The sequence below is a fragment of the Priestia abyssalis genome, assembly GCF_002019595.1.
Classification (GTDB): domain Bacteria; phylum Bacillota; class Bacilli; order Bacillales; family Bacillaceae_H; genus Bacillus_BA; species Bacillus_BA abyssalis.
This window is the reverse complement of the sequence record NZ_KV917369.1, coordinates 5,404,375-5,419,033: the sequence shown is the minus strand read 5'-3', so window position 1 is coordinate 5,419,033 and position 14,659 is coordinate 5,404,375. Positions and strand designations below refer to the sequence as shown.

Annotated in this window: 14 protein-coding genes; all 14 read left to right on the top strand. The window is 41.9% G+C overall.

Going from position 1 to position 14,659, the window contains the following annotated elements; genetic code table 11:
• Positions 1 to 3: 3 nt before the first annotated feature.
• The 14 genes from BK575_RS25940 (at position 4) to spoIIID (ending at position 14,522) form a co-directional block, all read left to right on the top strand.
• Positions 4 to 1,104, top strand: a complete 1,101-nt coding sequence (locus tag BK575_RS25940; protein ID WP_078414403.1) for an NADH-quinone oxidoreductase subunit D — start codon at positions 4 to 6, stop codon at positions 1,102 to 1,104.
• Positions 1,104 to 2,105 carry an NADH-quinone oxidoreductase subunit NuoH gene (nuoH, locus tag BK575_RS25935; RefSeq protein WP_078414402.1) on the top strand — a complete coding sequence of 334 codons (1,002 nt, stop codon included), beginning with the start codon at positions 1,104 to 1,106 and terminating at the stop codon, positions 2,103 to 2,105. Before BK575_RS25940 ends, nuoH begins: the two co-directional genes overlap by 1 nt.
• A 14-nt stretch (positions 2,106 to 2,119) precedes the next feature.
• On the top strand, positions 2,120 to 2,539 hold the full coding sequence (gene nuoI, locus BK575_RS25930; protein ID WP_078414401.1) for an NADH-quinone oxidoreductase subunit NuoI: 420 nt from the start codon (positions 2,120 to 2,122) through the stop codon (positions 2,537 to 2,539).
• On the top strand, positions 2,536 to 3,054 hold the full coding sequence (locus BK575_RS25925) for an NADH-quinone oxidoreductase subunit J (protein ID WP_078414400.1): 519 nt from the start codon (positions 2,536 to 2,538) through the stop codon (positions 3,052 to 3,054). The genes nuoI and BK575_RS25925 overlap by 4 nt, the downstream gene beginning before the upstream one ends.
• Positions 3,051 to 3,365, top strand: a complete 315-nt coding sequence (gene nuoK / locus BK575_RS25920; protein WP_078414399.1) for an NADH-quinone oxidoreductase subunit NuoK — start codon at positions 3,051 to 3,053, stop codon at positions 3,363 to 3,365. Before BK575_RS25925 ends, nuoK begins: the two co-directional genes overlap by 4 nt.
• A gap of 345 nt (positions 3,366 to 3,710) precedes the next feature.
• A complete protein-coding gene (gene nuoL, locus BK575_RS25915) occupies positions 3,711 to 5,579 on the top strand; it encodes an NADH-quinone oxidoreductase subunit L (RefSeq protein ID WP_078414398.1) in 1,869 nt (622 codons plus the stop codon).
• Positions 5,576 to 7,096 (top strand): NADH-quinone oxidoreductase subunit M, encoded by a 1,521-nt coding sequence (locus tag BK575_RS25910; protein ID WP_078414397.1) that lies wholly within the window; start codon positions 5,576 to 5,578, stop codon positions 7,094 to 7,096. Before nuoL ends, BK575_RS25910 begins: the two co-directional genes overlap by 4 nt.
• Before the next feature lie 7 nt (positions 7,097 to 7,103).
• On the top strand, positions 7,104 to 8,612 hold the full coding sequence (nuoN, locus tag BK575_RS25905) for an NADH-quinone oxidoreductase subunit NuoN (RefSeq protein ID WP_078414396.1): 1,509 nt from the start codon (positions 7,104 to 7,106) through the stop codon (positions 8,610 to 8,612).
• 84 nt (positions 8,613 to 8,696) lie between these two features.
• Positions 8,697 to 8,933, top strand: a complete 237-nt coding sequence (locus tag BK575_RS25900; protein ID WP_078414395.1) for a DUF1146 family protein — start codon at positions 8,697 to 8,699, stop codon at positions 8,931 to 8,933.
• Between the two features lie 165 nt (positions 8,934 to 9,098).
• Positions 9,099 to 9,842, top strand: a complete 744-nt coding sequence (locus BK575_RS25895; protein WP_078414394.1) for a YwmB family TATA-box binding protein — start codon at positions 9,099 to 9,101, stop codon at positions 9,840 to 9,842.
• Between the two features lie 31 nt (positions 9,843 to 9,873).
• Positions 9,874 to 11,181: a UDP-N-acetylglucosamine 1-carboxyvinyltransferase gene (gene murA / locus BK575_RS25890; protein ID WP_078414393.1), complete on the top strand. Its 1,308-nt coding sequence runs from the start codon at positions 9,874 to 9,876 to the stop codon at positions 11,179 to 11,181.
• A 343-nt stretch (positions 11,182 to 11,524) separates the two neighbouring features.
• Positions 11,525 to 12,544, top strand: a complete 1,020-nt coding sequence (gene spoIID / locus BK575_RS25885; protein WP_078414392.1) for a stage II sporulation protein D — start codon at positions 11,525 to 11,527, stop codon at positions 12,542 to 12,544.
• Positions 12,545 to 12,826: 282 nt separating this feature from the next.
• Positions 12,827 to 13,726 (top strand): M23 family metallopeptidase, encoded by a 900-nt coding sequence (locus BK575_RS25880; RefSeq protein ID WP_078414391.1) that lies wholly within the window; start codon positions 12,827 to 12,829, stop codon positions 13,724 to 13,726.
• Between the two features lie 523 nt (positions 13,727 to 14,249).
• Positions 14,250 to 14,522, top strand: a complete 273-nt coding sequence (gene spoIIID, locus BK575_RS25875) for a sporulation transcriptional regulator SpoIIID (protein ID WP_028395986.1) — start codon at positions 14,250 to 14,252, stop codon at positions 14,520 to 14,522.
• Positions 14,523 to 14,659: the final 137 nt, after the last annotated feature.

The following is a 14,659-nucleotide window of genomic DNA, read 5'->3' as shown; positions in this document are numbered from 1 at the left end:
CAGATGATTCGTACAGAAGAAATGCTTTTAAATGTTGGTCCACAGCACCCGAGCACCCATGGCGTATTTCGTCTTGTCATCAAGATAGATGGAGAAATTATAAAAGAAGCAACACCCGTCATTGGTTATCTCCATCGCGGTACGGAGAAGCTGGCTGAAGACCTCCAATATACACAAATCATCCCTTATACGGACCGGATGGACTACTTATCAGCGATGACTAATAACTATGTCATTTGTCATGCGGTGGAAACGATGATGGGAATTGAGATTCCAGAGCGGGCAGAGTATTTGCGGGTTTTGGCGATGGAACTGGGACGCATTGCAAGCCACCTTGTATGGTGGGGAACGTATTTATTGGATATAGGGGCAGTCAGCCCTTTTTTATACGCGTTTCGTGAACGTGAGATGATTATTAACCTGCTGACCGAGTTATCCGGGGCCCGTTTAACTTTCAACTACATGAGGGTTGGAGGAGTCAAATGGGATGCTCCTGAGGGATGGATCGAAAAGGTGCGTGAATTTGTACCCTATATGAGAGAGCAATTAAAAGGGTATCACAGCCTTGTGACAGGTAATGAGATTTTTCTACATCGTGTTAAAGGAGTTGGTACCTATACAAAGGAGGAGGCCATTCATTACTCGTTAAGCGGAGCTAATTTACGATGTACAGGGGTCCAGTGGGATCTTCGAAAAGATGAACCTTATTCCATTTATGACCGCTTTGATTTCAATGTTCCCGTTCGCCATGAAGGTGATGCCTTTGCCAGGTATGAGTGTCGGATGGAGGAAATTGAAGAGTCCTTAAAAATTGTCGAGCAGGCGGCAGCGCAGTTTCCGGAAAGCGGTGATACGATGGCTAAGGTCCCTAAAATCATTAAGCCGCCTAAAGGTGAGGCTTTTGTTCGTATCGAGTCGCCGAGAGGAGAGATCGGCTGTTATATTGCGAGCGATGGAAAAAAAGAGCCTTACCGTCTGAAATTTAGACGCCCGTCCTTTTATAATCTTCAAATTTTGCCGAGGCTGCTAAAAGGAGAAAATATGGCGAACTTGATTACGATCTTGGGAGCCATTGACATTGTGCTCGGGGAGGTTGATGGTTAATGATTGAAAGCTTGCTTCAATCGTCGCCAGGGTGGAGGAATTTTCTTATTTTCTTTGGGCTTGCCGCTTCTTTGCTGATGTCGGTATTGGGTTTCGTTACATATGGCATTTTAGCTGAGCGGAAAGTCATGGGGTTCATGCAAGGGCGTATCGGCCCCAATCAGGTTGGGGGAAAATGGGGGCTGCTGCAAACGGTGGCTGACGTATTAAAGCTTTTGCTTAAAGAAGATACAATTCCGAAGCTGGCCGATCGTCCGCTGTTTATTCTCGCCCCGGTAATTGCTTTTGCACCAGCCTTTATGGTGTTGGCTGTTATTCCATTTACGGAACATGTGCAGTTTGCGGATATTGGAGTCGGATTGCTTTATTATATCGCCATCTCTGGTTTATCAACCGTCGGTGTTGTAACGGGATCTTGGGCTTCCAATAACAAGTATGCGCTGCTTGGAGGCATGCGGGCCGCTGCTCAGATGATCTCATATGAAATCCCGCTTGTCATGTCGGTTCTCGGTGTTATTTTATTAACGGGGAGTTTGAACTTGAATGAGATTGTGGCAGCACAGGAAAAGGTATGGTTCATTTTCGTGCAGCCTATTGCGTTTCTTGTGTTTTTAATTGCGTCTGTAGCGGAGCTTAACCGAACACCCTTTGACTTGCCGGAAGCCGAGTCAGAACTTGTAGCGGGGTTTCATGTTGAGTATTCGGGATTTCGATGGGCATTTTTCATGTTGTCCGAGTATGTTTACTTCTTCGCAATGGCAGCTCTTACGACTGTTTTGTTTTTAGGGGGATGGCATCCTGTCGCATTTTTAGATTTTATCCCGGGCGCCATTTGGTTTGCTTTAAAGTTCAGTGTCATTGTCTTTTTGCTTATTTGGTTTCGGATTACATTTCCGCGTTTACGTGCAGACCAGCTGATGGAATTTGGTTGGAAGGTGTTATTGCCGATTGCGTTGGCTAATATTTTCATCACAGCTGTCGTCAAAGAGCTATTCTTTTAAAAGGGGTGGGGAGATTGTTTGGCTTAGCGAAGGGATTAGCTTATACGTTAAAAAATTTAACGAAAAAAAAAGTGACATATGATTATCCGAACGAGCCTATTCCGCTGCCAGATCGTTTTAGAGGCATTCAAAAGTTTTACCCGGAAAAATGTATTGTATGCAATCAATGTGCCAATATTTGTCCAACCGACTGCATTCAACTGACAGGGAAAAAACACCCTGATCCGACAAAAAAAGGGAAAATCATTGATACGTACGATATTAATTTTGAAATTTGCATTTTATGCGACTTATGTACGGAAGTTTGCCCGACTGAAGCGATTGTCATGACAAATAACTTTGAGCTCGCGGAATACAGCCGCGATGCGTTATTTAAAAACCTGGAGTGGCTGGATGAAAATGACCAAAATGTGAGAAAGGAGAACAAGGCATGATGTGGTCAGGAGAATTTTTCGCCTTTATCAGTCTCGCATTAGTAGCCATCATTGGAGCGATGTTGATGATTCAACTAACGAAAGTCGTTCATATGGTGGTGGCCCTGGTCTTTACATTCGTCAGTATTGCCGGGTTATTTGTATTGTTGTCCGCTGAATTTGTCGCTGCCGTACAAGTCTTGATTTACTCCGGGGCTATCACCATCATTATGTTATTTGGCATCATGCTTACGAGGCACGATGATGAAGAAGCGGACCAGGTCAGCTGGAGGCGAAAAGCTTTTATTCTAGTTGGACTCTTTAGTTTTGGATTGGTTATGTTTTTAGGTATTCAAGATCTATCGTTTGGAGAACAGGCAACGGCGCTTCATGAAGAAAATACAAAGCAAATTGGTGTGGAATTATATTCAAAATACATTATTCCATTTGAATTGACATCGGTTGTCTTGCTTGTTGCGTTAATTGGCGCCATTATTTTGGCGAAAAAGGAAGAGAAGGAGGGGGAGGAAAGATGAGCACTATCCCACTGTCTGCCTATCTTGTTCTAGCCGTCATTTTATTTTGCATCGGTCTTTACGGGGCGCTTACAAAGCGAAACACGGTCATTGTTCTTATTTCCATCGAGCTGATGCTCAATGCAGTTAATTTGAATTTGGTTGCTTTTAGCAAATATGGCGCCAATCCCAATATTACAGGACAAATTTTTTCATTGTTTACGATCACCATCGCAGCGGCTGAAGCGGCTGTGGGTTTGGCCATCTTAATGGCACTTTATCGTCGTAAAAAGACGATTAATATTGATGAAATGGATTCAATGAAGCGCTAATTAAGAAAAGCGCAAGCGCCTTGTTCACCCCCGAAAAGCACAAGACGAGTCTCACGGAAAGGTGTTCTTTACTTTTCTGGGAGGATTGTTCGAAAGGTGGAGGCGACTGTTTAGGGACGACAAGCATAAGACGGTTCCTGGAAGAAGGGGGTTCTTTCCTTCTGCAAGGAATTGGCTTATGACCTCGAGTCCCTAGGAGCCGCAACTAGCCACACTTGTGACCTCGAGGGGGTAGGCGCTGGAGCTAGACAATATTCCAGCTGCAAAAAAGTGATAATTTCTTATCTTAAAAAAACGATACTTTTGAAGACGAAAAGTATCGGAGAAAAGGGGATTGGGAATACGATGATGGAGAACGCTTGGCTTATACCGGTTTTTCCGCTTATCTCGTTTTTGTTCCTTCTTCTCATCGGTCAGCGTCTGAAGGAAAATAGTGCTTACATCGGGATATTTTTTACACTTGTTTCCTTCGTTTTCTCTGTTGCAGTATTAATGGATCGATTACAGGGGCCGACTTATAAGGCAGAAGGTACGTGGTTACAGATAGGAGACACCTCCATCACTATGGGGATTGAAGTCAATGCATTGAACGCATTGATGTTAGTTATTGTCTCTCTTGTTAGTTTCTTGGTACATGTTTATTCCAAAGGATATATGTATAAAGATGAACGGTTCTCCGTCTTCTATGCGTATCTTGGCTTATTTACGTTTGCGATGCTGGGACTGGTCCTTTCTCCTAATTTGCTTCAGTTATATGTGTTTTGGGAGCTTGTCGGGGTTGGATCGTTTCTATTGATTGGCTTTTATTTTTACAACGTGGAAGCGCGCGCAGCCGCCAAAAAGGCTTTCATCATGACACGTATTGGGGATGTAGGTCTTTTCATCGGTATGATTCTATTATTCTGGCAAACTGGCAGTTTTGAATATGAAGTGATTTTTACGGCTGTTCAAAACGGTGAGCTTTCTGTCACGATGATTACACTCACAAGTTTATTAATCTTTATCGGAGCTATTGGAAAATCAGGCCAGCTTCCGCTTCACACATGGCTGCCGGATGCGATGGAAGGCCCAACGCCCGTGTCGGCCTTAATTCATGCAGCAACGATGGTAGCGGCAGGGGTCTATTTAGTAGCGACGATGTTCCCGCTGTTCTCGGCAAGTGAAACAGCTATGACCGTCGTGGCGACGATTGGAGCTATTACAGCTATTTTTGCCGCTTCCATCGGCCTTGTCCAAAGGGATATTAAACGGATTTTGGCTTATTCAACCGTCAGCCAGCTCGGGTATATGATGCTGGCGCTGGGATCGGCTGGATATGTAGCTGGTGTATTCCATTTAATGACCCATGCTTTTTTTAAGGCATTATTGTTTCTGGCCGCCGGAAGTGTGATACATGCAGTACATACTCAAAACATCGAAGAAATGGGCGGTTTATGGAAGAAAACTCGTTTGACCGGAATCCTCTTCCTGATAGGTACCCTGGCAATCAGTGGTGTCCCGTTATTTTCAGGGTTCTTTAGTAAAGAGGAAATATTGATTTCCGCTTGGATGCACGGGAATTATATCCTATTTATCCTTGCTGTCATCGCAGCTTTATTTACGGCCTTTTACATGTTTCGCTTATTCTTCATGGTGTTTGGCGGTGACTTCAGGGGAACGGAAAAGTCGATCCATGAATCATCAGCCGTTATGACATTCCCGATGACCGTATTAGCTGTGTTGGCCGTATGTTCCGGTTATGTTCAAACACCGTGGTTTGGGTCCTTTCTCGGGGATTGGCTGACAGAAAATCGGCCGGAACTGGGACATGGTCATATAGAAGGACCATTATGGATTATGGTGCTGACGACCGTTGTTTCTTTCTTCGGCATTTTTATCGCGTATAAGATGTATAGCCAAAAATCCTGGTCAAGAGATTGGTTGAGTGGTGCTTTGCCGATGACCTATACGTTTTTATACCGTAAATATTATATGGACGAAATTTATCAAGGAACGATCGTGAATGTCGTAAAGGTTATAAGCCTTTTCTGTAAATACGTGGAGGAATTTTTGGTTAAAGGGTTGGTTGCTTTAGTTGTTTCAATCATTCAATCCATTAGAAAAATGGGGTCCTCGCTTCATAATGGTCAAATCCAACGTTATGGAACGGTCGCTTTTCTTGGATTAGCTGTACTAATTCTCATACTTGCGGTGTCAGGGGGGTATTTAGGTTGAACCATTCCTACTTTTTATCATGGCTTGTTTTCTCCCCGCTTCTAGGAATCATGGCCTTGTGTTTTATTCCAAGGACAAAGGAGTCTTTGATTAAATGGGTCGGTTTTTTAGCAACCCTTGTTCCACTCTCCCTAGCGGCGTGGTTATATAGCCAAATTCAGTCGGGAAGAGCCTATGAAGAATTTATGCAAGTGCATGATTGGTTTCAATTCGGCTATTTCCCGATGCTTGAAGGGGTATTTGCCGTGCGTTACGAATTGGGGGTCAGCGGACTATCGCTGGCAATGATTTTGTTGACAGCAGTTCTGTCGAGTCTTGCTGCGATTGCATCGATTTACATCAAGCATGAATGGAAGGGATATTTCATGCTCTTTCTATTGCTGGAAGTCGGAATGCTTGGTGTATTTGCAGCAGAAAACCTCATCTTATTTTTTATCTTTTTTGAAATCACGCTCATTCCAATGTTCTTCCTTATTGGCAAGTGGGGGTATTTTGATAGAGAAAAAGCAGCGTACATGTTCCTTTTATATAACGGTCTTGGATCTGCCGTGTTATTAATCGTCATTGTGACGTTGCTTGCGAGAACGGGAACATCTAATATTACGATGTTGACGGAGATCTTGACTAAAGGAACAGAGGTGCAGACGATTGCCCCTTTATCTGAACAAGTACGATTTGGACTGCTGTTGGCGCTGCTTGTAGCGTTTGGGATTAAGCTTCCCATTTTTCCGCTCCATACATGGATGCTCAAGGTGCATGTTCAGGCCCCGCCTTCTATTGTCATGCTTCACTCGGGTGTTCTGCTCAAAATCGGGGCATTTGGTTTCATTCGATTCGGTCTCGGACTATTTCCTCAGGAATTCCGAGAGATTGCTAATCTTGTTGTCATACTAGGTATCATCAACTTGTTGTATGGAGCTTTTTTAGCCTTCATACAGACCGATTTTAAAAAGGTATTGGCCTATTCGAGCGTCTCTCATATGGGCATTGTGCTGATAGGTTTGGGTTCTTTAAATGAAGCTGGTATGCAAGGAGCTATTTTTCAGGTGGTATCGCATGGCTTTATTTCAGCGTTATTGTTTTTTCTGGTAGGTGTTTTTTATGAACGGTTCCCTACATCGATCATCTCACGTCTTGGCGGTCTTGCAAAAGCGATGCCGGCAGCTTCAGGGTGTTTGTTAGCTGGTGCAATGGCTTCTCTTGGTTTGCCTGGTATGTCCGGCTTTATTAGTGAATTTATGGCCTTTTTAGGGCTGTTTAAAGTAATGCCCGTCCTCGGAGCGGTTGGAACTCTCGGTATTATTATGACAGCCGTCTATCTGTTAAGAGCAGTTTTAAATATGACCTTCGGAAAAAGTAATCAATCATATGAAGGAGTGACAGATCTAAAGGGAATTGAATTGCTGCCGGTGGCCATTTTGCTCGGATTTATCATTTTAATTGGGGTCTATCCAACGGTCTTAACGGAATTGGTTCAAACATCTATTCAATCCATTGATTTAGGAATCGGGGGGTGAACAGAGCGTGGATATCGGAACATTATTAAGCTATGAATGGAAAATGATGACACCAGAATTCATTATTTTAGGTATGGCCACTCTGTTGTCCCTTTTGGATCTCTTTGCTGGGAAAAGGCTTCAGCACAAAATGCTCGGTTATATGGGGATAGCGGGAATCCTTTCAGCAGTTTTGGTGCTGATCGCCTTATTGGGAGCTCCGTCAGCTCACATTTTAAATGATACATTCCGCTTGGATGCTTTTGCTAAAATGTTTAAGCTTTTGCTGTTAACAGGGGCTGCACTTATTATGTTTTTGGCGATTGAATATAGGCCGAAAAAGGAGCTTTCATACAGAGGCGAATTTTACTATTTATTTTTAACGGCTCTGCTCGGGGCGATGATGATGACATCAAGTGGTGACTTGATTACATTATTTATTGGCTTAGAGCTGCTCTCACTTTCATCTTATATTTTGGCGGGGATTCAAAAAGACAATCAAAAATCAAATGAATCCGCAATGAAGTATGTCATCAATGGCGGAATTTCCACTGCATTCATTCTGTTTGGTATGAGCTACGTTTACGGCTTAACGGGCTCAACGCGTTTGTTGGAAATCGCCGCCCGTTTGAGCCAAATGGCGAATGCCCAGTATGAGTTTCTGTTAGCCGTTGCGTTTTTCATGATATTTGTCGGGCTTTCTTTTAAACTGGCATCGGCCCCTTTCCATATGTGGGCTCCCGATGTGTACGAAGGGGCGCCTGTACCTGTCACAGCTTTCTTGAGTGTCGTTTCGAAGACCGCAGGATTTGTGATTTTATTCCGGATTTTTATTACCGTGTTTGCCAATGTACCTGCAAATGGAGGAGAAACCTCTCTATTGTTTGCCTTGCAGGATTATGTGGCCGTATTAGCTGCAGTGACGATGATTATGGGAAATGTCCTTGCGTTGAAGCAGCAAAATATCAAACGTTTATTTGCTTACTCGAGCATTGCGCATGCAGGTTACATACTTGTTGCATTTACGGCACTGTCTCCTTTTGTTCTAGATGCCATGTGGTTTTATTTAACGGCCTATTTGCTGATGAACATAGGGGTGTTCATCGTCATTCAGCTTGTGACAACCCATAGCCAATCTGAAGAGATCGGCAGCTTCACGGGTTTATATCACCGCTCACCCGTTTTGGCCATTGTCATGGGAGTTTTCCTATTATCTTTGGCTGGTATCCCCGGAACAGCCGGCTTTATCGGTAAAATCAATATCTTTATGGGAGCTCTCATTACAGAGCCTGCTCATTACGTATTAGCAGGAATCATGATCGCCGCAACGATTGTTTCATATTATTACTACTTCGGCCTTTTTGTTCAAATGTTCTTTCGTCCTGCCAGTGAAATAAGCGGTATCGGCCTTTCACGTGTCTTAATAATCCCTCTTATTGTTTGTGTTACCGGAACGATTTTACTGGGGATTTTCCCGAATATCGCTTATGAATTTTTCTTTCAGCATTTAGGAACATTAGAGGACTTTTTCTCCTAAACTCTTCATGAGGATTCATATATAATATGTATGGATGTGTTCTATTAACAAGGTGTTTTGCTGTATAAAAGGAAGTGGGTTCATATGTCAGTTGGTGTAGGGCAGCAGGCGATTATGACGCTTTGCTCCCATTTGTTTTTTATTACGGTTACGTGGTGGGCTTTACAAGGGTTTCAGCTGGAAAAGCTGATGAAACCCAAAAAGGTCGTTCAGGGTCGGCTTTTCATGATTTTGTTGACGGTTGCTATCGGTTCGGCCGTTAGTAATTTTTTCCTTGATTATTTATTTTGGTCCCAGCGGATTCCGTCTCTTTTTTACTGATTTATAGCTGACGCGAGCCTTTACAAGGTTCGCGGCAGCCATAAATAAGGGAACATGGATCATGTCCATGTTCCCTTATTTAATATGTCATATTATGACGGGTTTTTTTATGTATGCCTCCCTTATTTACGGAAAAAATGATGAATAAGGAGAGGAAGTGGCGGAATGAATAAACAAATTAGTGTCTTTTTATCTATTCTCTTTATAACTTTCTTCATTTATCATGGGAGTTATGCAAACACGGAGACAAAAGAAGAACCAGCGCTGGTGCAAATTATGAAGGTATTGGAGAATCAGCCTTTAGAAATAAATGAATGGTCTTTGTATGCTCGTGAGCCCCTTACACCCATAAAAAATCAAAAAGAGTTCGATGTAAAATTTTTAGAGCTAAAAGAGACATTTCAAGGTTTCAAATGGGAAATGAAAAGGGAAAGTGAAACATGGAGAGCGGTCGGAACACTTAAATCTCAAGGCATTTCCATGGAGGAAACAATTCAATTGGTTTGGACCCCTAAAAAAGAAAGTACTTATACGTATCTTTTATATAGTGCCAAAGGGGACCAATGGGAAAGCAACCAGGAGTACACAGATATGTATGACAAGCGTTATCATAAACTTTTCACATCTAATCCCACAATTTTCTCTTGTGTGAAGGGACAGTTCAATGATAAGATTGAAAGTGTTTTGTCATTAAAAGTCAGACAACTTTCAAATGAATTTCGGGCTGAACCGAGGGAGTCTCTAGTGGAGGAGTCATTTGTCTCTATGTCAGCATATACTGAAATGTGGGAAGAAGCTCTTCCAACCGAACAACATAGAATGAATCTGCAAATAGGAATGAGAAAGATGGGAATGGGCGGTGAGACGACCTTTGTCGTTGGCACACCTATTATCACGTCTGAATATTAATATAGAGAAAATGGACGCGGAGGGGAATACCTTGGAAAAAATCATCGTCCGCGGCGGAAAAAGGCTGAACGGTACTGTTAAAGTAGAAGGTGCAAAAAACGCTGTTTTGCCTATTATCGCTGCAACCTTATTAGCTAGTGAAGGAAAAGTGGTTCTAAATGATGTACCTGCTCTCTCCGATGTATTTACGATTGGCGAGGTACTACGTTACCTTAACGCGGAGGTCAGTTTTGAGGAAAATCGTGTTATTGTAGATGCATCTCGAGAGTTAAAAACAGATGCACCTTTTGAATATGTTCGAAAAATGCGCGCATCTGTACTCGTTATGGGTTCATTGCTAGCCCGCACAGGGAAGGCTCGTGTAGCGCTGCCTGGAGGTTGTGCTATTGGATCACGACCAATCGATCAGCATTTAAAAGGCTTTGAAGCAATGGGTGTAAAAGTAAAGGTAGGAAACGGCTTTATTGATGCAGAAGTAGATGGAAAGCTTCGCGGAGCGAAAATCTATCTCGATTTCCCGAGTGTGGGAGCAACTGAAAACATCATGATGGCTGCAACGCTTGCAGAAGGCACAACCATTATTGAAAATGTTGCAAAAGAGCCGGAAATCGTGGATTTAGCGAACTTCCTGAATGCCATGGGTGCAAAAGTACGCGGAGCTGGTACAGGTACGATTCGTATAGAAGGTGTTTCTAAATTATACGGTGCTATCCATCATATTATTCCTGATCGTATTGAAGCGGGAACATTCATGGTAGCGGCTGCCATTACAGGCGGTAACGTATTGGTTAAAGGTGCAGTGGCAGAACACTTAAGTTCACTTGTTGCCAAAATGGAAGAGATGGGTGTCACGATTATTGAAGAGGAAGAAGGATTACGCGTAATTGGACCTGAATCTTTAAAGGCAGTAGACATTAAAACAATGCCGCATCCTGGTTTTCCAACAGATATGCAATCTCAGATGATGTCGTTATTGCTGGCAGCAAAAGGCACGAGTATGATTACAGAAACAGTCTTTGAAAATCGTTTTATGCATGTCGAAGAATTTCGCCGTATGAACGCGGATATTAAGATTGAGGGACGTTCTGTCATTATTAATGGTCCAAGTAAGCTTCAAGGGGCGGAAGTAGCGGCAACGGATTTACGTGCAGCTGCCGCATTGACTTTAGCAGGACTTGTCGCCGATGGTTATACTCGCGTAACCGAATTAAAGCATTTAGACCGCGGATATGTTAATTTCCACCAAAAACTGGCCGCGCTAGGCGCTGACATCGAGCGCGTGAACGATGGAGCAGGACAAGTGGAAGACATTCAACAAGTGTCGGACCTGAACGTTTAAAACCAAAAGGAGCCAAATCGGCTCCTTTTTTATTTGGCTTTTTTAAAAGGGCATTTTCATAAAGGAAACTTCCATCAGTGGGGGGCTTACTGCTCGTTAATACGGGATAAATATTTTTTAGAAAAGAGTCTTTCAAAAAAATGGTTAATGTTTTTTCGTTTTCAACGGAATGGGACGCTCCACTTCCCATATATTTTGTTCTATTTACATAAAGTCCTATTTCGTCAGGTTTATAAGAGGGGAAACCCTCTTATAAACCTGATGTCATAAAAGGTTGTCCACCTCCATATGTATGAAATATGGGGATGTTCCTCAAATCAGGTAGATGGAGGATCAATGGTTGATGAAACATGTAAAGCCAATCGTCGTGCTAGTGTCATTATTATTTGTCATTATTTTATTAATTCCAACATTATTAGTTATTCCGTTTGCAGATAAGACGAGCGGGCAATTAGTTGAGGACCTTCAAAAGCGGGAAGGTAAGGCATTGAATACTAGAGGGCCGTCAGTGGAAGTGGCTGTTTACCGGGCGAAAACAAAGCAAATTGAGAAGGTGCAGCTGGAAGACTATGTGGTGGGAGTGGTGGCAGCAGAAATGCCTGCTGAGTTTGAAATAGAAGCATTAAAAGCCCAGAGTTTGGCAGCTCGTACTTATATCGTCAAACAACTATTAAGTGATAGCAGCCTTTCAGTTCCTAACGGTGCCGATGTAACAGATACGGTCCAGCATCAAGTGTATCATAACAAAGAAGAGCTAAAGAAATTATGGGGAAGAGACTATGAATGGAAAATGGAAAAGGTAGAGAAAGCTGTTGCCCAAACAAGCGGAAGAATTTTAACCTATGAGAATACACCGATTGATGCTGTATTTTTTTCGACAAGTAATGGTTACACAGAGGATTCAGAAGCTTATTGGGCTAATTCTACACCGTATTTAAAAAGTGTAGCGAGTCCCTGGGATAAAGAATCACCTAAATATATGGATCAAACCGTTTTGAGTGTAAGTGAGTTTGAGAAAAAGCTAGGTGTTCAACTATCGGGAGGCGAGACGTTGGGCAAAATTATCGAACGAACACCAGGCCAGCGTATCAAGCTGATTTCAATCAATGGAAAAGAACTGACTGGCAAAGAAATAAGAGAAAAGCTTCAATTGCGTTCTACCGATTTTAATTGGACGAGAAAAGGAGATCAAATTGTGATCACCACAAAAGGATATGGACACGGTATCGGAATGAGCCAATATGGAGCCAATGGAATGGCATCGGAAGGAAAGAACTATCAAGATATCGTCACGTATTACTATCAAGGCGCGGATGTCTCATCATATGAATCTTTCTTGTCTAAGCTCACGGCTAAACAATAGCGGTTATTTCTTTGATTTCATCTAGGTTTCTATTTGTTTTTTGCAAGATGATCCATCCGTCGAACGAGTCAAACATCACCACGATGCAATGGTTTAAAGTAGAAACTTTAACTCGTTTTTATATTAGCTCATCATAAATCATGGAAGAGGGATGAATTTTCATCCCTCTTCCATGATTTATGAATAGAAATTATCCTTTTGTCGAAAAATAATCCAAAAAATTTTTTTCTTGGTGTATATATTATACCAGTTCTGTTCAAAATGATTGCTGAGGTGATAAACATGAGAGAGGAAGAAAAGAAACGTATTTCTCAACCAACAGCAATCCAAAAAATCTTCAGAAAGCGTTGGGTATTTCCTGCTATTTATTTAGTTTGTGCAGCACTTATTTTAACAGCGGTTCTCTGGTTCCAATCTAACGACAAAAACAACCCAGATGGAACAGACCAATTCTCAGAAGGTACAGCCTACAATGGGGAAGAGCCAGCTGTGGAAGTCAGTAAGCAATTAGAAAATCTAGAAATGCCGGTAGTAGATCCTGAGTCAGTTGTTGTGCAAACAAAGTATTATGATGACAAAGCGACAAAGGAAGAACAAGAAGCTGCATTAGTTTTCTATAATAATACGTACCATCCGAATACAGGAATTGATTTGGTAATGAAAGACGGCCAATCATTTGATGTAGTAGCTGCGGCAAGCGGTACGGTTACGAAAGCTGAAAAAGATCCGATTCTTGGTTATGTAGTAGAAATTGACCATCAAGATGGGCTTGTGACGCACTATCAATCATTAGCAGATGTAGGAGTGGAATCCGGCGATACGGTGAAACAAGGTGACGTGATTGCTAAAGCAGGACAAAGCTTGTTCAATCAAGAAGCGAAGACACATGTTCATTTTGAAGTTCGCCAAGACGGCGTTCCTGTTAATCCAAACCAATTCATTGGGAAGCCGCTTACAGCTGTAAAAGAAGAAGCGGTAAACAACTCAAATGAGTCTGCTTCTGAATCTGCTGCAAATGAAGAAGAACAAAAAGAAGAAAATGCTTCTGAAGAAGCTGAGCAATCATCAGAGGAAAGCAAAGAAAAACCAGCTGAAGATAACAGTCAAGACACAGAGCAAGATAAAAAGCAAGAAGAGCCAAGCAGCTCTTCTGACGCTTCAGACTTAGATACAAACGCATAAAATGTGGATCTTGATAAATGGGCGTGAATGAAAGCATTCATGCCCATTTATTTATTTATGAAGAATGATGACTTTCACGATCTTTGATTCATTTGTCCGAAAAGTGTTTATAAAGTCTAAAAATGAATGAACCCATCATTGGCATTTCATCCCACTATTCAAGAAAAACGCATTGATTCGACAAACTCCTAGAGAACAAGACAAATTTCTCGGGAAATAGTCTTGGATGTATGTAGTGTAGGGAAATGGGGATAAAAGCAAAATATAGTCAAATAACAGGGTACTTACATGAAAAAAAGATTATTTTTTTAAAAAATCTGATAAATTCCTTGTCCCCCTTGAGTTTTGTAGCATATATCTTTACCCAAGCTAATAAAATGTTACAAACCTAACAAAGAGAGTGTTCGAGGTGAGGGATCGTCGAAGGGTTCCAACTATGAAAATACATCTGGAATTCCTTCATTTTATACAAAGCGAATCTCATTTCACGCTTCTCACATCCAAACTAGGGAGGGCGAGTGGTGTGCACGATTACATCAAAGAGAGAACTATCAAGATTGGAAAGTATATTGTAGAAACAAAGAAAACGGTTCGTGTCATTGCGAAAGAATTTGGTGTCTCGAAAAGTACTGTTCATAAAGACTTAACGGAAAGACTCCCAGAAATTAATCCTGAACTAGCAAACGAAGTAAAAGAAATTCTTGATTATCATAAATCCATCAGACATCTTCGCGGGGGTGAAGCGACAAAACTAAAATATAAAAAGGAGGAGCTGGAGGAAGAGGCTGTCAAGTAAATAACATGACTACAAAACGAGTACTTCCTAAGCGGACAAAGGATTCTAGGAGGCAAGTAATATACCTGGAACCTCTTGTCCGTTTTTAGTGCTGTAAACATACATAAAGAATATATGTAAAATGATATTCATGAATG

What these genes read in the sequence shown, in the direction of transcription:
- BK575_RS25940 (WP_078414403.1), top strand. Translation starts at nt 4, where the DNA reads ATGATTCGTACAGAAGAAATGCTTTTAAATGTTGGTCCACAGCACCCG.
- nuoH (WP_078414402.1), top strand. Translation starts at nt 1,104, where the DNA reads ATGATTGAAAGCTTGCTTCAATCGTCGCCAGGGTGGAGGAATTTTCTT.
- BK575_RS25925 (WP_078414400.1), top strand. Translation starts at nt 2,536, where the DNA reads ATGATGTGGTCAGGAGAATTTTTCGCCTTTATCAGTCTCGCATTAGTA.
- nuoK (WP_078414399.1), top strand. Translation starts at nt 3,051, where the DNA reads ATGAGCACTATCCCACTGTCTGCCTATCTTGTTCTAGCCGTCATTTTA.
- nuoL (WP_078414398.1), top strand. Translation starts at nt 3,711, where the DNA reads ATGATGGAGAACGCTTGGCTTATACCGGTTTTTCCGCTTATCTCGTTT.
- BK575_RS25900 (WP_078414395.1), top strand. Translation starts at nt 8,697, where the DNA reads ATGTCAGTTGGTGTAGGGCAGCAGGCGATTATGACGCTTTGCTCCCAT.
- BK575_RS25895 (WP_078414394.1), top strand. Translation starts at nt 9,099, where the DNA reads ATGAATAAACAAATTAGTGTCTTTTTATCTATTCTCTTTATAACTTTC.
- spoIID (WP_078414392.1), top strand. Translation starts at nt 11,525, where the DNA reads ATGAAACATGTAAAGCCAATCGTCGTGCTAGTGTCATTATTATTTGTC.
- BK575_RS25880 (WP_078414391.1), top strand. Translation starts at nt 12,827, where the DNA reads ATGAGAGAGGAAGAAAAGAAACGTATTTCTCAACCAACAGCAATCCAA.